This window comes from Hufsiella arboris (assembly GCF_009834875.1).
GTDB lineage: Bacteria > Bacteroidota > Bacteroidia > Sphingobacteriales > Sphingobacteriaceae > Hufsiella_A > Hufsiella_A arboris.
In genome coordinates this window covers 523,615-544,176 of the sequence record NZ_WVHT01000002.1, presented here as the reverse complement: position 1 = coordinate 544,176, position 20,562 = coordinate 523,615, and the positions used below count along the sequence as shown (strand labels likewise).

Genomic DNA, 20,562 nt, shown 5'->3' with positions numbered 1-20,562 from the left:
TATGCGCTTTACTATATTATTATTTTGCCTTTGCAGTTCATTGCTGGCATGCAAAGGCAATACTAAAAAAACAATTATTGCCACTGATACGGTCGTGGCAAAAAAAGATACCGTAGCTAAGGAAAAGTTTGCGCTGCTGGATTTCGTTGTAGACGAAAAACCCTGTTCAGCACTCATCAGCAACAAGTACAAAGCTGCCGGAAACAGGGCTGGTTATCCGATATCGTTATTCGTCACGGTAAACACAATTGAACACGACAAAGACGGACAACCTTCACCGGCGGAAAACAAACGCTTTGCGGTACTGGAAGACGAAATAGTTAAAACGATGAAGGAAATTGGTTCTGTTTGCTATGTTGGTCATACCACTATGCCGGGATACAGAGATATCATTTTCTACATAAAGCAGAAGGATCAGCAGGCTGTAAATAATACACTTGGCAAGATAAAGTCCGCAAACAGCCGATTAATTAAATCATATGTTTTTGAGAACGATCCGAAATGGGAAGCTGTTTCAGAGTTTTATAAGGCAATGGCCGACTTGCATTAGGTATCAAATCGCTCGAGCTGTTTCAAAAGTGTTTCGAAATCCTTTGGATAACCAGCTGTAATTGTTTTTTCAGTGCCGTCTAATAAAGTAAAAGTAACTTCTTTAGCATGCAGGGCGAACCTTTTCATAATAGGCAGCTCCTCTTGGTCTTTACCTAAATAATATCCCCTTTTTATTTTAGATAAGAAAACCGGCTTGCCGCCGTACATATCGTCTCCTGCTATAGAAGCTTTTTGAGTAGCCAGATGGATACGGATCTGGTGCATCCGTCCGGTAACGGGGCGGCATTCTACCAATGTATAATGTTTAAAATAACGCAGCGAGTTGAACCATGTTTCGGCAGCCTTGCCCTCACTCCTGCTGATGCTCACATTTTTATTCCCTATGTTCAGTATGGGTAAATCAACTAATAGTTCATTAAACACATGAGTACCATCAACAACAGCGTTATAAATCTTTTTTACTTTCCGACGCTCGAACTGCATGGATACAGAACGGTAAGCTTCAGGATTTTTAGCTATAATGAGGCAACCTGACGTTTCCTTATCTAAGCGATGACAAACCTGGGCGTCTGAGGAATACGCCTTGGCAAGTCGTAACATGTTGATCTCACCGCCGGCACCTTGCGCCGAACGTTCGTCTAATGAGCTGATAAATGGAGGCTTGTTCACCACAATCACATTATCGTCTTCAAATAAAATTAAATCCTGGAATTTCGGAAACTTCACTAGTTAAATTTATAGAATAGCGTAAGTATCACTATTCTGGTGTACGATAGACAAACTGTGCAAATTTTATACAAGTGATACACAACATTTGTACGATTTATATTTTTTAAGACTTTTAGTTAACATTTCTTCAAAAGATTAGGCAATTTTAAACAAAATCAATTATTAAAAAATTGATGTAAAGTCCATTTTAAATAGGCGCAAATATAAAGAAACCTTGCTTCTGAATCAAAGTTTATGCTTTTCAACTCTTACGAATTCTTAATCTTCTTTCCGATAGTGACAACATTGTTTTTTTTGTTGCCGCACAAATACAGGTGGTTCCTCCTTCTGATGGCGAGTTGTTACTTCTACATGTATTTTGTTCCCATTTATATCTTAATACTGGCAGGCACAATCATCATCGATTATATCGCTGGGCTCGTTATAGAGAAATCTGAGGGATCAAAACGAAAAGCTTTCCTGGTATTGAGTTTAGTTACTAACATTGGGATTTTAGCGGTTTTTAAGTATTATAATTTTTTTATCGAAAATATTAACGCCGTTTCGAGCTTGAACATGCCTTTCCTGACTATTTTGTTACCGATAGGTTTATCTTTTCACACGTTTCAGGCGATGAGTTATACCATAGAAGTTTATCGCGGGAATCAAAAAGCCGAAAGAAATTTCGGAATCTACGCGTTATACGTGATGTTCTATCCCCAGTTAGTTGCCGGTCCTATTGAACGGCCGCAAAATGTCCTGCACCAATTTCATGAAAAACAATATTTCAAGTACGAAAATGTAGTATCAGGCTTACGTTTAATGATGTGGGGCCTGATTAAAAAGATGGTGGTTGCTGACAGGCTTGCGGGTTTCACTAGCAACGTTTTTAACGACCCTGGCAATGCATCAGGTACTTCCTTATTGATAGGAACAATTTTCTTTTCATTTCAAATTTATTGCGACTTTTCTGGATATTCTGACATAGCTATTGGTGCCGCCCGTGTCATGGGCTTTAAGTTAATGACCAATTTCAATAAACCTTACCATGCGCGATCTATTTCTGAATTTTGGAAAAGATGGCATATCTCGCTTTCTACATGGTTTAAAGATTATCTGTACATCCCGTTGGGTGGCAATAGGGTTTCAGTATCCAGAGGGTATTTTAACCTGTTTTTTGTTTTCCTCGTCAGTGGTTTTTGGCATGGAGCGAACTGGACATTTATAATTTGGGGAGCTTTACACGGATTTTACCTTGTATTTGCTATTATCTCTCGCGACGGAAGGCAGAAAGTAATTGATGGATTAGGTATCAGCAAGATAGGCTGGCTTAATAATGCGATTAATGTAACAACTGTATTTTTCCTTGTGACCGTTACGTGGGTGTTTTTCCGCGCCAACACTTTGAAAGATGCACTGGCTATATTCAAGAAATTTCTGAACATACCTTCAGAGCTGACGCAGGTTTTTCATGAAAGAAGTTTAATGACTTTGAATTTCCCAAGGAACGGCACGTTTATAGTCAACAGTTTTATGATCATAATTTTATTAGAGTTAATACAGACGTTGGAAGCGAAATATCGGATCAGTGAAACTTTTGCACAGAAGCCAATGGTATTCAGATGGGGGATTTATATTACGGGAATAATATCGATTCTATTTTTAGGCAATTTTAACTCGAACAGTTTCATCTATTTTCAATTTTAACTATGAAAAAGTTTCTGTTAAAGTTTTCAGTTCTCTCACTTTTGGTGCTGCTGTTTGCGTTTCTAATGACCTACATGGCCGATGGTACTACCGATGAATTTTACCTTAGGTTCACCACTCCTAAACAGAAAGCGTTAATTCTGGGAACGTCACGGGCTGCGCAAGGCATAGTTCCGGAAGTTTTAGATTCGTCATTATCGGGTGAATATGGCAACTTAGATATATTTAATTTTGCATTCACAATCGCACATTCTCCCTACGGTCCCACATACTACAAAGCAATTGAAGAAAAAATTGATAACAACGCTAAAAAAAGCCTCTTTATATTGGCTGTAGACCCCTGGTCTGTCAGCGCAAAACAAGTTGAGTCAAACGATTCGACCCATTTCCGAGAGAAAGATATGTGTCTTGGTACGACCACAGAGTTCAATCATCCCCGACCGAATATGGATTATTTGCTGAATAGCTATAACGGTTCATGGGGTGACATTCTCACAAACAGACTTAAGAAGCAAAAGTCATCGCTGTTACATAAAGATGGTTGGCTTGAAGTGAATGTCAGCATGGCCAAAACATCTATTAAAGCTCGGACAAAAGAGAAAGTTCTTGACTATCTTGTTAATAACCTACCCTATTTCCGGTATTCACCGTTAAGAATGCAATATTTGAAAAAGACTATCGAGCTTTTGAAACAACACGGCGACGTATACATGGTAAGGCTTCCGGTTATTTCCGAAATAAGCAAAATGGAATCCGGTTTAATGCCTGACTTCGATAAAGAGATGGCAGAGCTCTCTAAATCAGAAGGCATCCAGTATTTTAACTTTATGAAATCCTGGGACAAATATGAATATGTCGACGGAAATCACTTATATAAAACATCTGGCAAAATGATTTCCAAACAAATAGCTGACTCAATTAAATTTTATAAAGACACTAAGCCAGCTATCAGCTTGATCGCATCGCTAAATAAAAAGTAAATTCGATAGAAATTACCCTTCAAATTTATATCCGACTCCCTTAACGGTACTTACATAAGTATCACCTAATTTCTCACGCAGCTTCCTTATGTGAACGTCGATTGTTCTGTTCGTAACTACTACAGAATCTTCCCATATATTTTTGAGAATCACTTCCCTGGTATAAACCTTTCCGGGTTTAGAGGCAAGCAGATAAAGCAATTCAAATTCCTTTTTTGCCAGCACGATTTTTTGTCCATCGCGGTAAACTAAGAAAGTTTCACGGTCAATGGTCAGATCAGCGATCTCAAGCTTATTGTCAGGCACTTCATCGGCCTGGGCATTCCGCCTTAAAATGGCATTAATGCGGCTTACCAAAGCGCGGGGCTTAATTGGTTTAGCAATATAGTCATCAGCACCAACATTGAAACCGGCGATTTCAGAATACTCTTCACTCCTGGCCGTTAGAAAAACCATGAATGTGCTTTTGAATTCAGGCATTCCGCGCATGATGCGGCATGCTTCGATTCCATCCATCTTGGGCATCATAATGTCTAAGATTATCAGGTCAGGCAGTATCTTTTTTGCCTGTGTAACAGCGTCTTGCCCGTTGGTGGCGGTAGATACGTTGTAATTCTCTTTTTTAAGATTGTATTCGATCAATTCCAGGATATCGGGTTCATCATCTACAACAAGGATCTTTTGCCTGACAGTACTCATGTGCTAATAATTTTAATGCTAAAGTAGATGCTCAAAAGCATCATATTATTAAGCCAGTATTAACAAATTGTTAAACGACACTTTTAGTTAACAATTTAGTCAGTTTATTTCAAAGTTTTATTTAAGAATTCTTTAAGTTCCTCATCTCTTAAGTTTTTGGCGACGATAACTCCCTGCGGATCGAGAAGGAAAGATGCGGGAATGGCGTCCACTTTATAGGTTTTGGCAATCTCACTGTCCCATTCTTTTAACTCTGAAACATGTTGCCAACTGAGGCCGTCATCTTTAATTGCCTTGAGCCAGGCTTCCTTGTTCTTGTCGAGTGATATGCCAAGAACGGTAAAATTTTTGCTTTTAAACTCATTATAAGCCGCTACTACATGCGGATTAGCCTGGCGGCATGGCGCACACCAGGAGGCCCAAAAGTCAACCAGAACATATTTGCCTTTATAACTATCAAGATCTACCGGTTTCCCGTTAGGATCATTTAGTTTAAATCCAGGTGCTTTCTGACCGATCGATACGGGTTTTACTTCCATCATGTGATCGACAAAGGCTTGAACAGCTTTATTATGCGGAAATTTTGTTTTTATATCATCGGCATATTTGATAAGCTCCGGTTCAAATTTTATCTGATCAACGGTACCAATAGCGTAAAATCCGGCGAGATTATCTTTGTTTTTTTCGCTGAAACTGATCGTTTCTTTTGAAAATGCCTCCATGTTCTTTTGAAACTTCGGCATAAGAACGCTATAAATCGAGTCTTTAGAATTTGGATTTTGTTCTGTTAGTTTGTTGTACTCATTTTGTATATCGAAATATACTTTTCCATATTTATTGCTGATCGTATTAAACTCACGCAGCTTTTCCGAATCGTCCGAGCCTTTTATTTCGTATTTGTTTGTAGAATCAGCGAGATTGGTTTTAAAATCCAGCTCATCGCCGTTGCGGGCAATAACAAGGAAATTCTTTTCTCCAAGGCCTATTGTATAAAAATTAGGCTCTTCGGAAACGCGTTTGAATCTAAATTCATTGCTCTCGTTTAAGAAAGCGGAATCGATAACCTGGTCGTTTTCATACAATAAAACTTTTTTGAGTTTTCCTGAATTTTCAACCTGACCGTTAATTACAAATTGGTCTTTATTTTTACACGCGTTTAACACACAGATGGCAGCAACAATTGCTAAGTATTTTTTCACTTGAATGACTCTAATTTTTCTATAACTAATTTATTGGCTTGCTTGGGGTCGATTTTGCCCTTGCTGAGTTTCATTACTTCACCCATAAACAACCCTAAAACCCCTTTTTTACCCTTATTAAATTCAGCAACTTTATCGGGATAAAGCGCTATCGCCTCATCAATAAATTTCACAAGCTCGTCGGTATTCGTATCGATCAGCAAATTCATTTTTTCAGCTAATTGCTGAACGCTCGCATCCGGATTTTGGATGAGCGCAGGAAATAACTGCTGTGTAGCGGCTGAATTGTTGATTTTGCCATCGTCGACCAGACTTATCATCTCGGCAATCTTGTCAGCCTTTACGGGAACAGCAAAACTTTCGGAACTATGTTCGTTTACATAAGAAAGTATCGGTCCTAAAATCCAGTTTGCAGCGGCTTTTTGATTTTTCGTATGCAAAATAACTTCATCAAAAAAATCGGCAACCTGTTTATCGTTGCTTAAAATACCCGAGTCATACGCTGATAAGTTGTTTGCTGTTTGATATCTCTGGCTTCTGGCTTCCGGTAACTCCGGCAACGCTTTTCTTATACCTTCAATCCATTCCGCCGAAAGTTCAAGAGGCTGCAGATCAGGCTCCGGAAAATAACGGTAATCGTAGGCCATTTCTTTCGACCGTAATACAGATGTTGTGCCAGTACCAGCGTCAAAATTCAGGGTGTTCTGACCGATGTATTCTCCATCTTCCAGCAAGCCAACCTGGCGTTTAAATTCGTAACTGATCGCACGCTGAAGATTACGAACGGAGTTGAGATTTTTAACTTCGCAACGATTTCCGAATTTTTCATCTCCTTTTAACCGAACAGAAATATTTGCATCGCAACGCATGCTGCCTTCTTCCATATTACCATCGCATATATCAAGATACATGGCGATTTTTCGGATTTCAGAAAAGTAAGCGGCAGCTTGTTCCGGCGTGCGGATATCAGGTTCTGATACGATTTCGATCAATGGAACTCCTGCACGGTTCAGATCTATCAATGAATAATGATCGTCTTTGTCGTGCATACTTTTTCCTGCATCTTCTTCCATGTGGATGCGGTTGATTCGTACTTTAACAGGTTCCTGACCCTTAATATTAATTAAGATATAACCTTCTTTGCAGATTGGCGCCTCATCCTGAGTTACCTGGTAGCCTTTGGGAAGATCGGCATAGAAATAGTTTTTTCTGTCAAACCGGTTATTGCGGGTTATGGAACAGTTTGTTGCAAGTCCCATTTTAACCGCGTACTCAACAACTTTTTTATTAAGCTTTGGCAAAGTTCCAGGCAGGCCAAGTGAGATTATACTGGTATTTTCATTTGGATCAGCTCCATACGCAGCAGAATCATAAGAGAATATTTTGGTATTCGTTGAAAGCTGAACATGTATTTCCAATCCGACAACCAGTTCGTACTTGCTTAAAACGCTTTCGTTATCCTTCATTTAAATGGCAAAAGAGTGTATGCGCCAAATATAGTATTTAAATGGGATTTGCTAATATTCGGGCTTACCTTACCGCGTCACGGATACGCACCAACTTTACCAGCAAGTCCTCCAGCAGGTCGAGATGAAGCATATTTGCTCCATCAGATTTTGCGCATTTCGGATCGGGATGTGTTTCGATAAACAGGCCATCCGCCCCTACTGCAATAGCCGCTTTTGCAATTGTTTCGATTAACTCCGGCTTGCCACCGGTTACGCCGCTTGCCTGGTTAGGCTGCTGAAGAGAGTGCGTACAATCCATTACTACAGGAACGCCAAATGCGCGCATTTCGGGAATTCCACGATAGTCGACAATCAAATCCTGGTAGCCAAAAGTGTTTCCCCGGTCGGTGAGGATAACCTGATCATTGCCGGACTCTTTGATTTTATCGACCGCATGGATCATAGATCCGGCTGATAAAAATTGTCCTTTTTTAACATTGACGACCTTTCCCGTTTTAGCGGCAGCAATCAGCAAATCTGTTTGACGGCACAGAAATGCAGGTATTTGTAAAACGTCTACATATTCGGCGGCCATCGCCGCTTCATGGCTTTCGTGAATGTCCGTTACCGTTGGAACCCCGAATTCGCTTTTCACTTTTGCGAGTATCTTAAGGGCTTTCTCGTCGCCAATTCCAGTAAATGAACTTCCTTTTGAACGATTGGCCTTGCGGTAGGAACCTTTGAAGATATATGGAATATTGAGCCTTGACGTAATTCCGGTGATTTTTTCAGCGATTTGCAAAGCTATCTCTTCACTTTCAATAGCACAAGGACCGGCCATCAGGAAAAAATTTCCATCTGGATTTAGTAACTGGATCATATTTAATTTCCTAACTCGGATAAAAATTTAATGCGCATTAATTGAATTTCTTCACGTGTATAATCATCACTTCCGAGTTCTTTTAAAGCTATATCGATCGAATCCTGCTCTGATCCACGGAAGTAATCAAATACTTCGTCCTGGCGATCTTCGTCAATCATTTCGTCGATGTAATAATTGAGATTCAACTTTGTACCCGAATTAACAATTGATTCAACTTCACGAATGATATCTTCATAAGTGATCCCTTTTGAAGAAGCTATATCTTCCAATGCGATCTGGCGATCGATATTTTGAATGATAGATACTTTCAATGCAGATTTATTTGCCTGGCTTTTGATCACTAGGTCGACCGGCCGGTCAATATCATTTTCTTCGACGTATTTTTTGATGAGCTCAATAAAAGGAGCGCCGAATTTCAATGCTTTACCGGCACCTACGCCCTGAATTTGTTTCAGTTCATCTATTGTAACAGGGTAATGGTTGCACATTTCCTCCAAAGAAGGATCCTGGAAAATAACGAATGGCGGAAGGTTTTTTTGTTTGGAGATTTTCTTGCGAAGATCCTTAAGCATCTGCAGAAGCTGTGTATCAAGCGAACTTGTCGCCGACGGCGCGTTTTCATCACTGTCATCATCTGCAGCTTCCATTGGCCTGTTCATGATGAATTTTACGGTGTGAGGCGCTTCAATAAATGATCTACCGGATTTAGAAAGCCTTAACAGGCCGTAGCTGTCCGTGTCCTTTATTAAATAATTGTCCAGCAAAGCCTGGCGTAACAACGATTTCCAAAGGATCTCGCCATCCGCTTTACCGCTGCAAAACTCTGGAAGTTTATTGTGTTCGTATGAAGTTATTTGAGAATTTTCAACGCCCATCATAATATTGATGATATGCTGGTCGTCAAATTTTTCTCCAAGCTGCTCAATTAATCTGAGCGTACATTGCAGTTTTTCAGTAGCGTCAAAGTAAGTTTTCTGGTGGGCGCTGTTATCGCACATCCCATTACAGCCCGCTTCGTTAAAATTTTCGCCAAAATAATGAAGGATTTGCTTACGGCGGCAAACTGCTGATTCAGAGTAATCAATAACCTCTTTAAGAATTTGCGTTCCTATTTCGCGTTCCGAAACAGGTTTATCCTTCATGAACTTGGTTAACTTTTCAATATCTTTTTCAGAATAAAAAGCCAGGCAATACCCTTCTCCGCCATCGCGGCCGGCACGGCCTGTTTCCTGGTAATACCCTTCCATGCTTTTTGGTATGTCATGATGAATCACATACCTGACATCGGGTTTATCAATTCCCATCCCGAAGGCGATTGTTGCTACGATAACATCAACATCTTCCATAAGGAATTTATCTTGTGTATCGGCCCGCATTTTTGCATCCAATCCTGCGTGATATGGCAATGCCTTGATACCGTTCAGACTCAGAACTTCAGCAACTTCTTCCACCTTTTTACGGCTTAAGCAGTAAATAATTCCGGATTTACCGGTATTGCCTTTAATAAATTTTACGATTTCTTTCAGCACGTTCTTTTTAGCGCGTACGTCGTAAAATAAGTTTGGCCTGTTAAATGACGATTTAAACAATGTAGCATCGGTCATTTGCAGGTTCTTTTGAATATCCTGCTGAACCTTAGGCGTTGCTGTTGCCGTAAGTGCTATAATCGGTATGTTTTCGCCAATATTGTTAATCACCTGCCGGATCTTACGATATTCCGGACGGAAATCATGTCCCCATTCTGAAATACAGTGGGCCTCATCAACAGCCACGAATGATACCTTAATAAGTCGTAGAAAATCAATATTTTCCTGCTTGGTCAACGATTCCGGAGCTACATAAAGCAGTTTAGTTTCACCGCTTAATACATCTTGCTTAACCTTAGCTGTGTCCGTTTTATTTAAAGATGAATTTAGAAAGTGTGCGATGCTATCAGTGCCGCCAAAGGCGCGGAGCTGATCCACCTGATTTTTCATTAAAGCAATAAGAGGTGATATGACAATAGCTGTGCCTTCGCTCATTAAAGCCGGCAACTGGTAGCAAATAGATTTGCCGCCACCGGTAGGCATTATAACAAATGTATCTTTTCGTTGAAGTATGTTAGTTATGATAGCTTCCTGTTCCCCTTTGAAGTTATCAAAACCAAAAAAGTTTTGTAAGTTGTCGAATAACGACTTTTTTATCTCCATCACAAACCGAGAAAATTAAGAGAGGAATAATTAATAAACTTCAAAATAACATATTTTTGCCGAAAATTCTTACTTATCTATAAAAAAATTCTGCTTGAAGAATAACGATGAAATACTTGAGATCGCGCGTAAGACGCTTAAAATAGAAGCCGAAGCGATTTTGAATCTCGCTGAGCGTCTGAAAAATGACTTTTCAGTGATCGTACAAACAATACTGCGAAGCAATGGGCGTGTGGTTATTACAGGAGTCGGGAAAAGTGCGATTATCGCGCAGAAAATCGTCGCAACCTTAAATTCAACCGGAACACCTTCAGTTTATATGCATGCCGGCGACGCCATTCACGGCGACCTTGGAATCATACAAAAAGATGATATAGTTATCTGCATTTCGAAAAGCGGAAACACACCTGAAATAAAAGTTTTGATCCCATTTTTAAAGCTTGCCGGTACCATGCTCATTGGTATGACTGGAGATACCAAATCTTACCTCGCTTTACAAAGCGATTACCTGCTTGATACTACAGTGACAGTTGAAGCTTGCCCGCACAATCTTGCTCCTACTACAAGCACTACTGCTCAACTTGCAATGGGTGATGCACTTGCAGTATCGTTAATTGAGTGCAGAGAGTTTAGTAGTCGTGATTTTGCCAAATATCACCCGGGCGGCACGCTTGGCAAAAAATTATATCTTAAAGTATACGACTTATCAGTTAACCATGGAAAACCACAGGTCGACAAAAACACATCGGTAAAAGAAGTTATAGTTGAGATCACAAAAAGCAGTGTTGGCGCTGTTGCCGTATTGGACTGTGATAAAATTTGTGGCATAATTACCGATGGCGACATACGGCGAATGATTGAAAAATATGATAACTTGCAGGGCCTTCGTGCTGAAGATATAATGGGCCGTAATCCGCGAATGATCAGTAAAAACGAACTTGCGGCGGGTGCTTTCGATATTATGCGCAAAAACAATATTGCCCAGTTATTGGTAGTAGATGGTGAAAAATATGAAGGTATCGTTCATCTGCACGACTTACTTAAAGAAGGTTTAATATAAATTCCAACGAGATTTAACATTTACATGGACAACAATTATGCAATCATTATGGCTGGCGGTATCGGCAGCCGCTTTTGGCCGATCAGTCGCACCTCACATCCCAAACAATTTATCGATATTCTTGGAACCGGAAAAACGTTAATCCAAAGCACTTACGACCGGTTTTTGAAAATTGTCCCTAAGGAAAACATTTATATAGTTACCAACGAGATTTACTCCAATATCATTAAAGAACAGCTTCCTGACATAAGCGATCAGCAAATTCTCGCTGAGCCTGTTATGCGTAATACGGCTCCTTGTATTGCTTACGCGTCACATAAAATTTCGTCTATGAATCCGGAAGCGGCTATTGTTGTTGCGCCATCCGATCACCTGATTCTTGACCAGGAAAGATTTGTCCAGGATATAAATAATTCACTTAAAACCGTTTCGGAGCATGATTGCCTGGTAACGCTCGGAATAAAACCTTCCCGGCCGGATACCGGTTACGGCTATATACAATATAATTCCCAGGTTCTGGAAAATGATTTTTATAAAGTAAAAACGTTTACTGAAAAACCAAACCTGGAGCTTGCAAAAACATTCGTGCAAAGCGGCGATTTCCTGTGGAATGCCGGAATATTCGTTTGGTCTGCAAAGTCTATATTAAATGCATTTGACAAGCATTTGCCCGAGATAAATGAGATTTTCAAAGATGGAACTCCTCATTATAATTCAGATAACGAGCAGAACTTCATACAGAATGCCTATTACCAGTGTACCAACATTTCCATCGACTATGGAATTATGGAAAAGGCTGATAACGTTTATGTGCTTCCTACGGATTTCGGGTGGTCTGACCTTGGAACATGGGCTTCTATTTATGCACTTGCCGAGAAAGACTATGTAGGGAATGCTGTTATTCCTTCCGAGAAAGTAGTTATGTATGATTCGTCAAATTGTATGGTCAACGTGCCCGCCGGTAAACTGGTAATTCTGCAGGGTTTGCATGATTTTATCGTAGTTGAATCAAATAATACCCTGCTCATCTGCCCGCGTGACAAAGAGCAAAATGTTAAGCAAGTTGTTGCCGATGTAAAATCGAAATTCGGAACGGATTATATCTAACCCCACAAAGCATCTGGGAAATGGGAAATAGAAAATGGAGGTGAAAATATTCTCGACACTTACCATTCTCTATTTTCCATTCGACATTTCCTCCTCTTTATTATCAAGATTACATTCGCTGCCGCACCGCTTCGTAAATAATAACGCCCGCTGAAACCGAAACATTCAGCGATTCTATTTCGCCAGCCATAGGGATCTTTGCCAGATGATCTGCAATCCGAATAAGCTCGTTTGAAATTCCGCTTTCTTCAGATCCCATAATAATCACGCTGGGCATAGTATAATCGGGCGAGTATAGATAGTCGTTCGTTTTCTCTGTGCATGCAACAAGCTGAAGGCCTGACTCCTGTAAAAAGCGAGCTGTTTTTTGTAAATTTTCGTGGCGGCAAACGGGAATTTTATAAAGAGCGCCCGCTGAGGTCTTAATCGCGTCGGGATTAACTTGTGCCGATCCTTTCGAAGGAACCACAATAGCATGAACTCCCGCGCACTCGGCGGTTCGGGCAATTGCGCCGAAGTTTCGTACGTCAGTAACACCATCGAGCATCAGGATTAACGGCGTCTCCCCTTTTTCATAGATCTGCGGGATGATATCCTCTATTTTTTGATAAATAATAGGCGAAATAAAAGCCACAACACCCTGGTGATTTTTAGCGGTAAGCCTATTTAACTTTTCGATAGGAACCGCTTGATGAGGTAATTCATGTTCTTTTAAAAGTTGTCTCAACTCCAAAAATAAGCCACCGCTTAAACTTCGCTGAACGAAAATTGATTCCAGCTCCTTTCCGCTTTTTATTGCTTCGATAACTGCGCGGATTCCGAATACCATTTGGTTTGATTCCCGCTTTTCAAAAGGAGGCTTAGTGTTCATTAGTAAAAATTTTAGTACGAAAATATTCAATATTTCGGGAAAAACTGATTGTCAGAAAAACGTCAGCTGCATTTTCTAACAACACGGAAAGTTTTTAACAACTTCAAAGAACTGCAAATTCGCTGATAATATGATAAGTTAACAACTTATCAACATTTCGATGTGAATATAAACGGGTCATTTGATCAGAAAGAAAAAGTGTAAAAAGCTCGCTGTTCACAAAGGCTAGATGGTAATTAATTACATTTGCAGTGATGAGTTTAGAAAATGAAAATGATTTCGGTCGCAGCAAAAGATCTGCTTCCGGAACGGAGCGTCGTACGCGCCTCAATAACATGGTAAGTGGTTTAGGAAAACTTCCTCCGCAAGCTGTTGATTTGGAAGAGGCTGTTCTCGGCGCACTGATGCTTGAAAAGGATGCACTTTCGGCAGTTATTGACATTTTGAAGCCCGAAGTTTTTTATAAAGACAGTCATCAGAAAATCTTTGAAGCAATCGGTGTACTTTTTCAAAAATCGTCGCCGATAGATATATTAACTGTTACCTCACAGTTACGCCAGCAAGGCGATCTGGAAATGATCGGCGGTGCATATTATATCACCGAGCTGACCAACCGGGTTGTGTCGGCTGCGAACATCGAATATCACGCCCGGATTATTTCACAGAAATATATTCAGCGTGAACTCATCCGTATTTCAACTGAAATCATTAACAACGCCTACGAAGATACCACAGACATATTCGACTTGCTTGACATGGCCGAAAAAAATCTGTTTGATATCGCACAAAATAATCTTCGCAGGGATTCACGGAAAATGGACGATATCGTTCGCGAATCATTGGAATCACTTGAAAAATTAAAAGATAAAGTTGACGGTTTGACTGGTGTGCCTTCTGGCTTTACGCAGCTTGACCGGATGACCTCGGGCTGGCAGGCTTCCGACCTTGTAATTATCGCTGCCCGGCCGGCGATGGGTAAAACGGCGTTCGTACTTAGCTGCGCCCGGAATGCGGCCGTTCAGTTTAGCAAACCGGTAGTAGTGTTCTCACTGGAAATGTCCTCTGTTCAGCTTGTCAATCGTCTGATATCTGGAGAAACAGAAATCGAACAGGAAAAACTTCGTAAAGGAAATCTTGCCGAATGGGAATGGGCTCAACTGCATTCAAAAATTGGAAAATTAACGGAAGCACCTCTTTTTATCGATGACACACCCGCGTTAAATATTTTTGAGTTTCGCGCAAAATGCCGTCGTTTAAAAGCTCAGTATGATATCCAAATGATCATTATTGACTACCTGCAGCTGATGCATGGTAAGGGAGATTCCAAAGGCGGGAACCGTGAACAGGAGATCGGTAGTATATCACGGGCTTTAAAATCCGTAGCAAAAGAGTTAAACGTCCCCGTTATCGCGCTGTCACAGTTAAGCCGGGCGGTAGAAACACGCGGCGGTGATAAGCGGCCAATGTTAAGTGACCTTCGTGAATCCGGATCTATTGAGCAGGACGCTGATATGGTATTGTTTCTTTACCGTCCTGAATATTACGGCCTTACTGAAGATGAAGACGGAATGCCTACAACCGGTGTTGGTGAAGTTATCATCGCTAAACACCGTAACGGAGAAACCGGAAAAGTCCGGTTGAACTTCGTTGGTAAATACGTGAAATTCCAGGATTTACAGGAAGATTTTTCCGCACCATCTTCTTTTAGCGCTGATCCGTTTGCAGGGATGGCTCCATCAACAGACTTTGAAAAACCGAATAACTTTATCATCAGGCCATCCAGAATGGACGACATTGATGAAGAGCCGCCTTTCTGATAATCACTTAATGAGCAAACCGAGCAGAATTCCGGCAATTATTAAAAACGGAGTTCTGATTTTAGTGAAGTAAAGAATTAGAAAAGTGCCGGCAATTAAACTGACAGTCAATAAGTTGATGGCTGGCGTTTTTAAGAGGAACAAAAACGCCGCAAAGTAAAAACCAACTGCAACAGCGTTTATTCCGGACAATGAATTTTTAATGTGGGTGATCCTTTTCAGGTCGTTCCAAAAAGGTACAATAAACAAAACGAGTATTAAACCTGGCAGATTAATACCCAGCATCGCCACAACACTTCCTAATATTTGCCCGCTTAGACCATAACCATTGTTTTTTAAAGCCATACTTCCAACAAACGAGGTAAACGAAAACGTCGGTCCCGGAATCGCTTGCTGAAAAGCGTATCCGGACAAGAATTCGGCAGCCGACAGATAGTGCTTCATTTCAACGAATTCGGTGTACATCAACGGAACCAGCACTTGTCCCCCGCCAAAAATGATAATGCCGTTTCGGTAGAAGTTTTCAAATAAACGTATCGGTAAACTGAATGGAGATGTTTGATTAATCAGCGCGCCTAACGTTGCAAACACCAATAATATCCCGATAAAATAAAAAAGCTTTTTTCTGTTTACGTTCGAAAAAAGCTGTGCTTTCATTTCATTTTCGCCCGAAGGAGTATCAATGGCTGAACTGATAATGCCGCCGAGTAAAATTAATATCGGAAATACATAGGCATTCCGGAGAATCAGTGTAACCAGAATTGCCGCCACCGCCATAACGACGGAAGTTGGCGTTTTTAAAACCGCCCTTGCAAATGAATAAGCCGCGTAAGCTACTATTCCAACTGCAATAGGCTGTACATAAGTTAAAACATGATCGAAAAGAGCCTTTGTATTCCAGCGGCTGAAACTCACTGCAATAAAACACATAAATGCTGCCGACGGGATAACCCAGATTAGGAACGTGATTAGTGCGAGAGGAACCCCTCCCACCTTGTACGCTATCCCGATAAGTGTCTGCGTAGATGACGGGCCTGGCAATATCTGCGTTAACGCGTTGAGTTCAAGAAGTTCCTGTTCCGATATATATGCACGTTTTTTTACAAAGTCCTTAAGCATAATACCCATGTGGGCCTGCGGGCCGCCAAACGACGTAAAAGTGAATAACAGTGCATCACGCAGGAAAAAAAACTTTTTAGCGCGGCTTAGCATCAGTCATCCTCGTAGTTTAATCCGATAGCTGAATTATACGCCGCCAGTAATTCAGAATAAGCATGGTTATCTGCCGCAGCTCGCGCCGCTTTCATGCCGTCCTGGTAAGTTTTAGTCGCATCGTTCTGGCGATTTAACGATTCGTATAGTTTACCGAGATGATAATATGTACCAACATAACCGGGATGATTAGTTACAAGATCCTGGTAGTAAGATAAAGCTGTATCTGCCTCATTTAGACGGAGGTATTCAGTGGCCAGCGCATATTTCAAAAAAGGATCGTTGGGTTCATTATTATAAAACTCCAGGAGCTTTTGTAAACGGTTTCTGTGCATTTTTAAAAGTGGCTTTTTTAGCTATTTTTGTAAAAACGAAAGATTATGAAAATTCTGGTGTGCATCAGCAATGTTCCCGACACGACGACAAAAATAACCTTTACAGATAATAATACGCAATTTAACGCAGCCGGAGTACAGTTTATATTGAATCCCTATGATGAGATTGCCCTTGCACGAGCAATTGAATTAACAGAAGGCGGAAAAGGTACTGTGTCGCTTATTCATATAGGCGAATTGTCCACCGAACCAACGATACGGAAGGCTTTAGCTATTGGAGCTGATGATGCAGTAAGAGTTAATGCACAGCCAAAGGATGCATGGTTTGTGGCTAACCAGATCGCCGCCTACGCAAAAGATAAATCTTTCGATTTGATTTTAACAGGTAGAGAATCGATAGACTATAACGGATCACAGGTTACTGCTATGATCGGCGAACTACTGGACATTCCATCGGTTTCAATTATAAAAAAATTAGATGTGGATGGTTCTAATGCTACATTAGAGCGGGAAATCGAGGGCGGAAAGGAAATCCTTTCTGTACCAACTCCACTTGTTGCAAGTTGCGCTGAAGGCGTTGCCGAGCCTAAAATTCCAAATATGCGTGGTATCATGTCTGCCCGAACCAAACCATTGCAAGTAATTGAGCCAACAGCTGTTGATGCGCTTACCGTTGTGAAGAACTACGAAACACCGGCTCCGCGCGGAGCGGTAAAAATGCTTCAGGATACTGATGCTGAAAAACTAGTGGAGCTTCTGCATTCCGAAGCCCGCGTAATTTAACTAATCATTTACCTTTTAAATAATCCCAGATAACAATGTCTGTATTAGTATATGTAGAGAATGCCGATGGGCAGTTCAAAAAATCGACGTTTGAAGTAGTTTCTTACGCCGCTGCCTTAGCAAAAACCTTAAACACAAGTTTGGCTGCAATTTCAATTGGGAACGTGGCAGATGTGGCGCTTTCCGAATTGGGTAAATACGGCGCTACCAAAATATTAAATGTTACATCAGATAAGTTAAAAACCTTCGTTAACCAAGCCTACGCTTCAGTAATAGCCGAAGCCGCAGCTAAAGAAAGTGCAGACATTGTTGTTCTTTCCAATTCATTTAGCGGAAAAGGCTTAGCACCACGAATCGCAGTTAAGTTACAAGCCGGGTTAATTTCCGGGGCTGTTGCTTTGCCTGAAGTTTCTGACGGAAAGTTTATTGTCAAAAGAACTGCATTTTCCGGCAAGGCTTTTGCATTTACTGAAATAACATCAGCAAAAAAAGTGATTGCGTTAAATCCCAATAGTTATAAGGTCGAAGAAACCGGAGCGACTGCAGCGGTTGAAAATTTTGAGTCGTCTGTAAAAGACTCTGACTTCAAATCTGTTATTAAAGAGATTGTTCGCGCTACGGATAAGATTTCACTACCTGATGCCGAGCTTGTTGTATCTGCCGGACGCGGTTTGAAAGGACCTGAAAACTGGAAAATGATTGAAGATCTGGCCGATGCACTTGGTGCTGCTACAGCTTGTTCTAAACCAGTGTCTGATGCCGGCTGGAGACCACACGAAGAACACGTCGGACAAACCGGTATTGCAATTAGTCCAAACCTGTATATAGCAGTAGGCATCTCAGGTGCCATTCAGCACTTGGCAGGCGTCAGCTCGTCAAAAACAATCGTTGTAATTAATAAAGATCCTGAAGCGCCATTTTTCAAGGTTGCGGACTATGGGATCGTAGGCGATGCTTTTGATATCGTTCCAAAATTAACTGAGGCTGTTAAGGCTTATAAAGCACAAGGGTAATTTTTAAATAGCTGAACGACAAATTCAGCTATTTAATTTTAAATAATGAAGAAGATCAAGTTAGATATAGTTGGTTTATCATACAGCCAGACGCAGTCCGGAGCATACGCCTTGGTTTTAGGCGAAGTAAACGGGCGTCGCCGGCTCCCGATCATTATTGGCGGTTTTGAGGCGCAGGCAATTGCAATCGAGATTGAAAAAATGACGCCTAGCCGTCCGCTAACTCATGATTTGTTTAAATCGTTTGCCCAGATATACCATATAAATTTAGTTGAGATCATTATTTACAACCTGGTGGACGGTATATTTTATGCCAAACTGGTTTGCAATGACGGTAAAAAGAATACCGAAATTGATGCACGAACGTCTGATGCGATAGCATTGGCGGTGCGCTTTGAATGCCCTATTTATACCTACGAATTTATTCTTGCCTCAGCTGGTATTGTTATAGAAGGCAATGATTTTGTGTTCCTTGAAAATATTGACACGCAGTCTGCTGAAACAGCAGAAACCCCCGCTCCCGGTGCATCGAACTACAGCGCCTTGTCGGAAGACGAACTAAAGGACAAACTCAAACAAGCTTTACATGACGAAGCATATGAACGGGCGGCTAAAATCCGTGATGAACTAAGTCGTAGAAAATCTTCGTAGGTTTTCAATTTTTATCAATTCTTGCATTTACGCCTATCTCAAAGTATTTTATTGTAAAATAATTTTATCTTCACCCTTCACTTTATCAGCTTTTCTTTATGAATGTTAAGTTTCGTCTAACATTATTAAACTTTTTGCAATTTTTCGTTTGGGGATCGTGGCTTATTTCCCTTGGAGGCTACATGATTGTAACCTTAAAATTTTCGGGAGTGGAAGTCGGAAGTATTTTCGCCACAATGGGAATTGCTTCTTTGTTTATGCCCGCGGTAATGGGAATTATTTCCGACCGTTTCATAAATGCTGAAAAAGTACTGGGTTTTTGCCATCTTGCCGGCGCTGCTTTGTTATTAATAGCGTCACGAGTAACTGATTATCCGTCGCTTTACATAATCATGCTTTTTAACTCGATGGCTTACATGCCAACGATAGCGTTGGCAAATACAGTTTCTTACAATGCCTTAGAGAAGAATAACCTTGATATCGTAAAATCATTTCCACCGATCCGGGTATGGGGTACGGTTGGTTTTATCGCTGCTATGTGGATGGTTGATTTTTTAGGCTTCACGAAAAGCCCGATGCAGCTTTATGTAAGTGCCGGTGCTGCCTTTTTGCTGGGGCTTTATTCCTTTACCATGCCTAAAAGACCGCCGCTTAAAGAAGGAGATGCAAAAAGCTTCGCATCTTCAATAGGTTTGGATGCTTTTGTATTATTCCGAAGCCGGAAGATGGCGATATTTTTCATTTTTTCAATGTTTTTAGGAGCAGCTCTGCAGATAACCAACCTGTTTGGCGGCTCATTTCTTGACGATTTTAAAACTACTTATCCCGATTCTTTCGGGGTTCAGCATCCAAATTTGCTCCTATCTATCTCCCAGATATCAGAAACCTTGTTTATCCTGACCATTCCATTTTTCCTCCAGAAATTTGGTATTAAAAACGTTATGCTATTTAGCATCGTGGCATGGGTTCTGCGCTTCGGACTATTTGGAATAGGCAATCCGGGAAGTGGTTTGTATTTGCTGGTATTGTCGATGATCATTTACGGTATGGCATTCGACTTCTTCAATATTTCGGGTTCATTATTTGTTGAGCGCGAGGCAGATCCAAAAATCCGCGCAAGTGCGCAAGGTCTATTCATGCTGATGACGAACGGCCTGGGAGCATTTTTCGGTGGAATTCTGAGCGGTTGGGTAGTCGACTTTTTCACTGAAAACGGCGTGCGCAACTGGCATAACATCTGGTTTACATTCGCTGGTTATGCGTTGGTCCTCGCTATTGTTTTCCCTTTCATTTTTAAATACAAACACGAGAAATACGAAAGCCTGGAAAATCTTACGCACTAATCGAG

Annotated in this window: 19 protein-coding genes; 10 read left to right on the top strand and 9 right to left on the bottom strand. The window is 40.9% G+C overall.

Annotation, left to right across the window (positions count from 1 at the left end):
- The first annotated feature begins 1 nt into the window (after position 1).
- Positions 2-550: a DUF695 domain-containing protein gene (locus GS399_RS06135; protein ID WP_160843712.1), complete on the top strand. Its 549-nt coding sequence runs from the start codon at positions 2-4 to the stop codon at positions 548-550.
- Here GS399_RS06135 and GS399_RS06130 read toward each other — a convergent pair.
- Positions 547-1,278, bottom strand: coding sequence for an RluA family pseudouridine synthase (locus GS399_RS06130; protein ID WP_160843711.1), 732 nt, complete (start codon positions 1,276-1,278; stop codon positions 547-549). The two genes, GS399_RS06135 and GS399_RS06130, sit on opposite strands and share 4 nt — an antisense overlap.
- 354 nt (positions 1,279-1,632) lie before the next feature.
- Here GS399_RS06130 and GS399_RS06125 point away from each other — a divergent pair, with 354 nt between their 5' ends.
- Entirely contained in the window at positions 1,633-2,967 is a 1,335-nt protein-coding gene (locus tag GS399_RS06125; protein ID WP_237487878.1) for an MBOAT family O-acyltransferase, read from the top strand.
- A gap of 2 nt (positions 2,968-2,969) precedes the next feature.
- Positions 2,970-3,947 (top strand): hypothetical protein, encoded by a 978-nt coding sequence (locus tag GS399_RS06120; RefSeq protein ID WP_160843709.1) that lies wholly within the window; start codon positions 2,970-2,972, stop codon positions 3,945-3,947.
- Between the two features lie 12 nt (positions 3,948-3,959).
- Here the strand turns inward: GS399_RS06120 and GS399_RS06115 are convergent, their stop codons facing one another.
- The 5 genes from GS399_RS06115 to recQ all read right to left on the bottom strand — a co-directional run bounded on the left by GS399_RS06115 (position 3,960) and on the right by recQ (position 10,365).
- Positions 3,960-4,646, bottom strand: a complete 687-nt coding sequence (locus GS399_RS06115; RefSeq protein WP_160843708.1) for a response regulator transcription factor — start codon at positions 4,644-4,646, stop codon at positions 3,960-3,962.
- Between the two features lie 104 nt (positions 4,647-4,750).
- Positions 4,751-5,845 (bottom strand): redoxin domain-containing protein, encoded by a 1,095-nt coding sequence (locus GS399_RS21090; RefSeq protein ID WP_160843707.1) that lies wholly within the window; start codon positions 5,843-5,845, stop codon positions 4,751-4,753.
- Positions 5,842-7,311, bottom strand: coding sequence for an Asp-tRNA(Asn)/Glu-tRNA(Gln) amidotransferase subunit GatB (gene gatB / locus GS399_RS06105; RefSeq protein WP_160843706.1), 1,470 nt, complete (start codon positions 7,309-7,311; stop codon positions 5,842-5,844). Before gatB ends, GS399_RS21090 begins: the two co-directional genes overlap by 4 nt.
- Positions 7,312-7,375: 64 nt before the next feature.
- Positions 7,376-8,173: a 3-deoxy-8-phosphooctulonate synthase gene (gene kdsA, locus GS399_RS06100; protein ID WP_160843705.1), complete on the bottom strand. Its 798-nt coding sequence runs from the start codon at positions 8,171-8,173 to the stop codon at positions 7,376-7,378.
- Between the two features lie 2 nt (positions 8,174-8,175).
- The gene (gene recQ / locus GS399_RS06095; RefSeq protein WP_160843704.1) at positions 8,176-10,365 is read right to left on the bottom strand and encodes a DNA helicase RecQ; all 2,190 of its coding nucleotides are present in this window, start codon (positions 10,363-10,365) and stop codon (positions 8,176-8,178) included.
- A 94-nt stretch (positions 10,366-10,459) separates the two neighbouring features.
- Here recQ and GS399_RS06090 point away from each other — a divergent pair, with 94 nt between their 5' ends.
- Together GS399_RS06090 and GS399_RS06085 are read left to right on the top strand one after the other, a co-directional pair.
- A complete protein-coding gene (locus GS399_RS06090; protein WP_160843703.1) occupies positions 10,460-11,425 on the top strand; it encodes a KpsF/GutQ family sugar-phosphate isomerase in 966 nt (321 codons plus the stop codon).
- Positions 11,426-11,449: 24 nt separating this feature from the next.
- Positions 11,450-12,532 (top strand): mannose-1-phosphate guanylyltransferase, encoded by a 1,083-nt coding sequence (locus GS399_RS06085; protein WP_160843702.1) that lies wholly within the window; start codon positions 11,450-11,452, stop codon positions 12,530-12,532.
- 109 nt (positions 12,533-12,641) lie between these two features.
- On the opposite strand, the gene rlmB is transcribed toward GS399_RS06085, so the two are convergent.
- A complete protein-coding gene (gene rlmB, locus GS399_RS06080; RefSeq protein WP_237487877.1) occupies positions 12,642-13,403 on the bottom strand; it encodes a 23S rRNA (guanosine(2251)-2'-O)-methyltransferase RlmB in 762 nt (253 codons plus the stop codon).
- 254 nt (positions 13,404-13,657) lie between these two features.
- On the opposite strand from rlmB, the gene dnaB reads away from it, so the two are divergent.
- Positions 13,658-15,220: a replicative DNA helicase gene (gene dnaB, locus GS399_RS06075; RefSeq protein ID WP_160843701.1), complete on the top strand. Its 1,563-nt coding sequence runs from the start codon at positions 13,658-13,660 to the stop codon at positions 15,218-15,220.
- A gap of 3 nt (positions 15,221-15,223) precedes the next feature.
- On the opposite strand, the gene chrA is transcribed toward dnaB, so the two are convergent.
- Complete coding sequence (chrA, locus tag GS399_RS06070; protein ID WP_160843700.1) at positions 15,224-16,432, bottom strand: chromate efflux transporter; 1,209 nt, start codon at positions 16,430-16,432, stop codon at positions 15,224-15,226.
- Positions 16,432-16,767 carry a tetratricopeptide repeat protein gene (locus GS399_RS06065; protein ID WP_160843699.1) on the bottom strand — a complete coding sequence of 112 codons (336 nt, stop codon included), beginning with the start codon at positions 16,765-16,767 and terminating at the stop codon, positions 16,432-16,434. The genes chrA and GS399_RS06065 overlap by 1 nt, the downstream gene beginning before the upstream one ends.
- Positions 16,768-16,812: 45 nt before the next feature.
- Between GS399_RS06065 and GS399_RS06060 the strand changes: the two genes are divergently transcribed.
- The 4 genes from GS399_RS06060 to GS399_RS06045 all read left to right on the top strand — a co-directional run bounded on the left by GS399_RS06060 (position 16,813) and on the right by GS399_RS06045 (position 20,557).
- Complete coding sequence (locus tag GS399_RS06060) at positions 16,813-17,550, top strand: electron transfer flavoprotein subunit beta/FixA family protein (RefSeq protein ID WP_160843698.1); 738 nt, start codon at positions 16,813-16,815, stop codon at positions 17,548-17,550.
- A 35-nt stretch (positions 17,551-17,585) separates the two neighbouring features.
- The gene (locus tag GS399_RS06055) at positions 17,586-18,563 is read left to right on the top strand and encodes an electron transfer flavoprotein subunit alpha/FixB family protein (protein ID WP_160843697.1); all 978 of its coding nucleotides are present in this window, start codon (positions 17,586-17,588) and stop codon (positions 18,561-18,563) included.
- A gap of 45 nt (positions 18,564-18,608) precedes the next feature.
- The gene (locus GS399_RS06050) at positions 18,609-19,214 is read left to right on the top strand and encodes a bifunctional nuclease family protein (RefSeq protein ID WP_160843696.1); all 606 of its coding nucleotides are present in this window, start codon (positions 18,609-18,611) and stop codon (positions 19,212-19,214) included.
- 98 nt (positions 19,215-19,312) lie between these two features.
- Entirely contained in the window at positions 19,313-20,557 is a 1,245-nt protein-coding gene (locus GS399_RS06045; protein WP_160843695.1) for a nucleoside permease, read from the top strand.
- Positions 20,558-20,562 lie beyond the last annotated feature (5 nt).

Coding starts and splice junctions, on each gene's coding strand:
- GS399_RS06135 (WP_160843712.1), top strand. CDS start 2: ATGCGCTTTACTATATTATTATTTTGCCTTTGCAGTTCATTGCTGGCA.
- GS399_RS06125 (WP_237487878.1), top strand. CDS start 1,633: ATGTATTTTGTTCCCATTTATATCTTAATACTGGCAGGCACAATCATC.
- GS399_RS06120 (WP_160843709.1), top strand. CDS start 2,970: ATGAAAAAGTTTCTGTTAAAGTTTTCAGTTCTCTCACTTTTGGTGCTG.
- GS399_RS06115 (WP_160843708.1), bottom strand. CDS start 4,646: ATGAGTACTGTCAGGCAAAAGATCCTTGTTGTAGATGATGAACCCGAT.
- gatB (WP_160843706.1), bottom strand. CDS start 7,311: ATGAAGGATAACGAAAGCGTTTTAAGCAAGTACGAACTGGTTGTCGGA.
- kdsA (WP_160843705.1), bottom strand. CDS start 8,173: ATGATCCAGTTACTAAATCCAGATGGAAATTTTTTCCTGATGGCCGGT.
- recQ (WP_160843704.1), bottom strand. CDS start 10,365: ATGGAGATAAAAAAGTCGTTATTCGACAACTTACAAAACTTTTTTGGT.
- GS399_RS06085 (WP_160843702.1), top strand. CDS start 11,450: ATGGACAACAATTATGCAATCATTATGGCTGGCGGTATCGGCAGCCGC.
- rlmB (WP_237487877.1), bottom strand. CDS start 13,403: ATGAACACTAAGCCTCCTTTTGAAAAGCGGGAATCAAACCAAATGGTA.
- dnaB (WP_160843701.1), top strand. CDS start 13,658: ATGAGTTTAGAAAATGAAAATGATTTCGGTCGCAGCAAAAGATCTGCT.
- chrA (WP_160843700.1), bottom strand. CDS start 16,432: ATGCTAAGCCGCGCTAAAAAGTTTTTTTTCCTGCGTGATGCACTGTTA.
- GS399_RS06065 (WP_160843699.1), bottom strand. CDS start 16,767: ATGCACAGAAACCGTTTACAAAAGCTCCTGGAGTTTTATAATAATGAA.
- GS399_RS06060 (WP_160843698.1), top strand. CDS start 16,813: ATGAAAATTCTGGTGTGCATCAGCAATGTTCCCGACACGACGACAAAA.
- GS399_RS06055 (WP_160843697.1), top strand. CDS start 17,586: ATGTCTGTATTAGTATATGTAGAGAATGCCGATGGGCAGTTCAAAAAA.
- GS399_RS06050 (WP_160843696.1), top strand. CDS start 18,609: ATGAAGAAGATCAAGTTAGATATAGTTGGTTTATCATACAGCCAGACG.
- GS399_RS06045 (WP_160843695.1), top strand. CDS start 19,313: ATGAATGTTAAGTTTCGTCTAACATTATTAAACTTTTTGCAATTTTTC.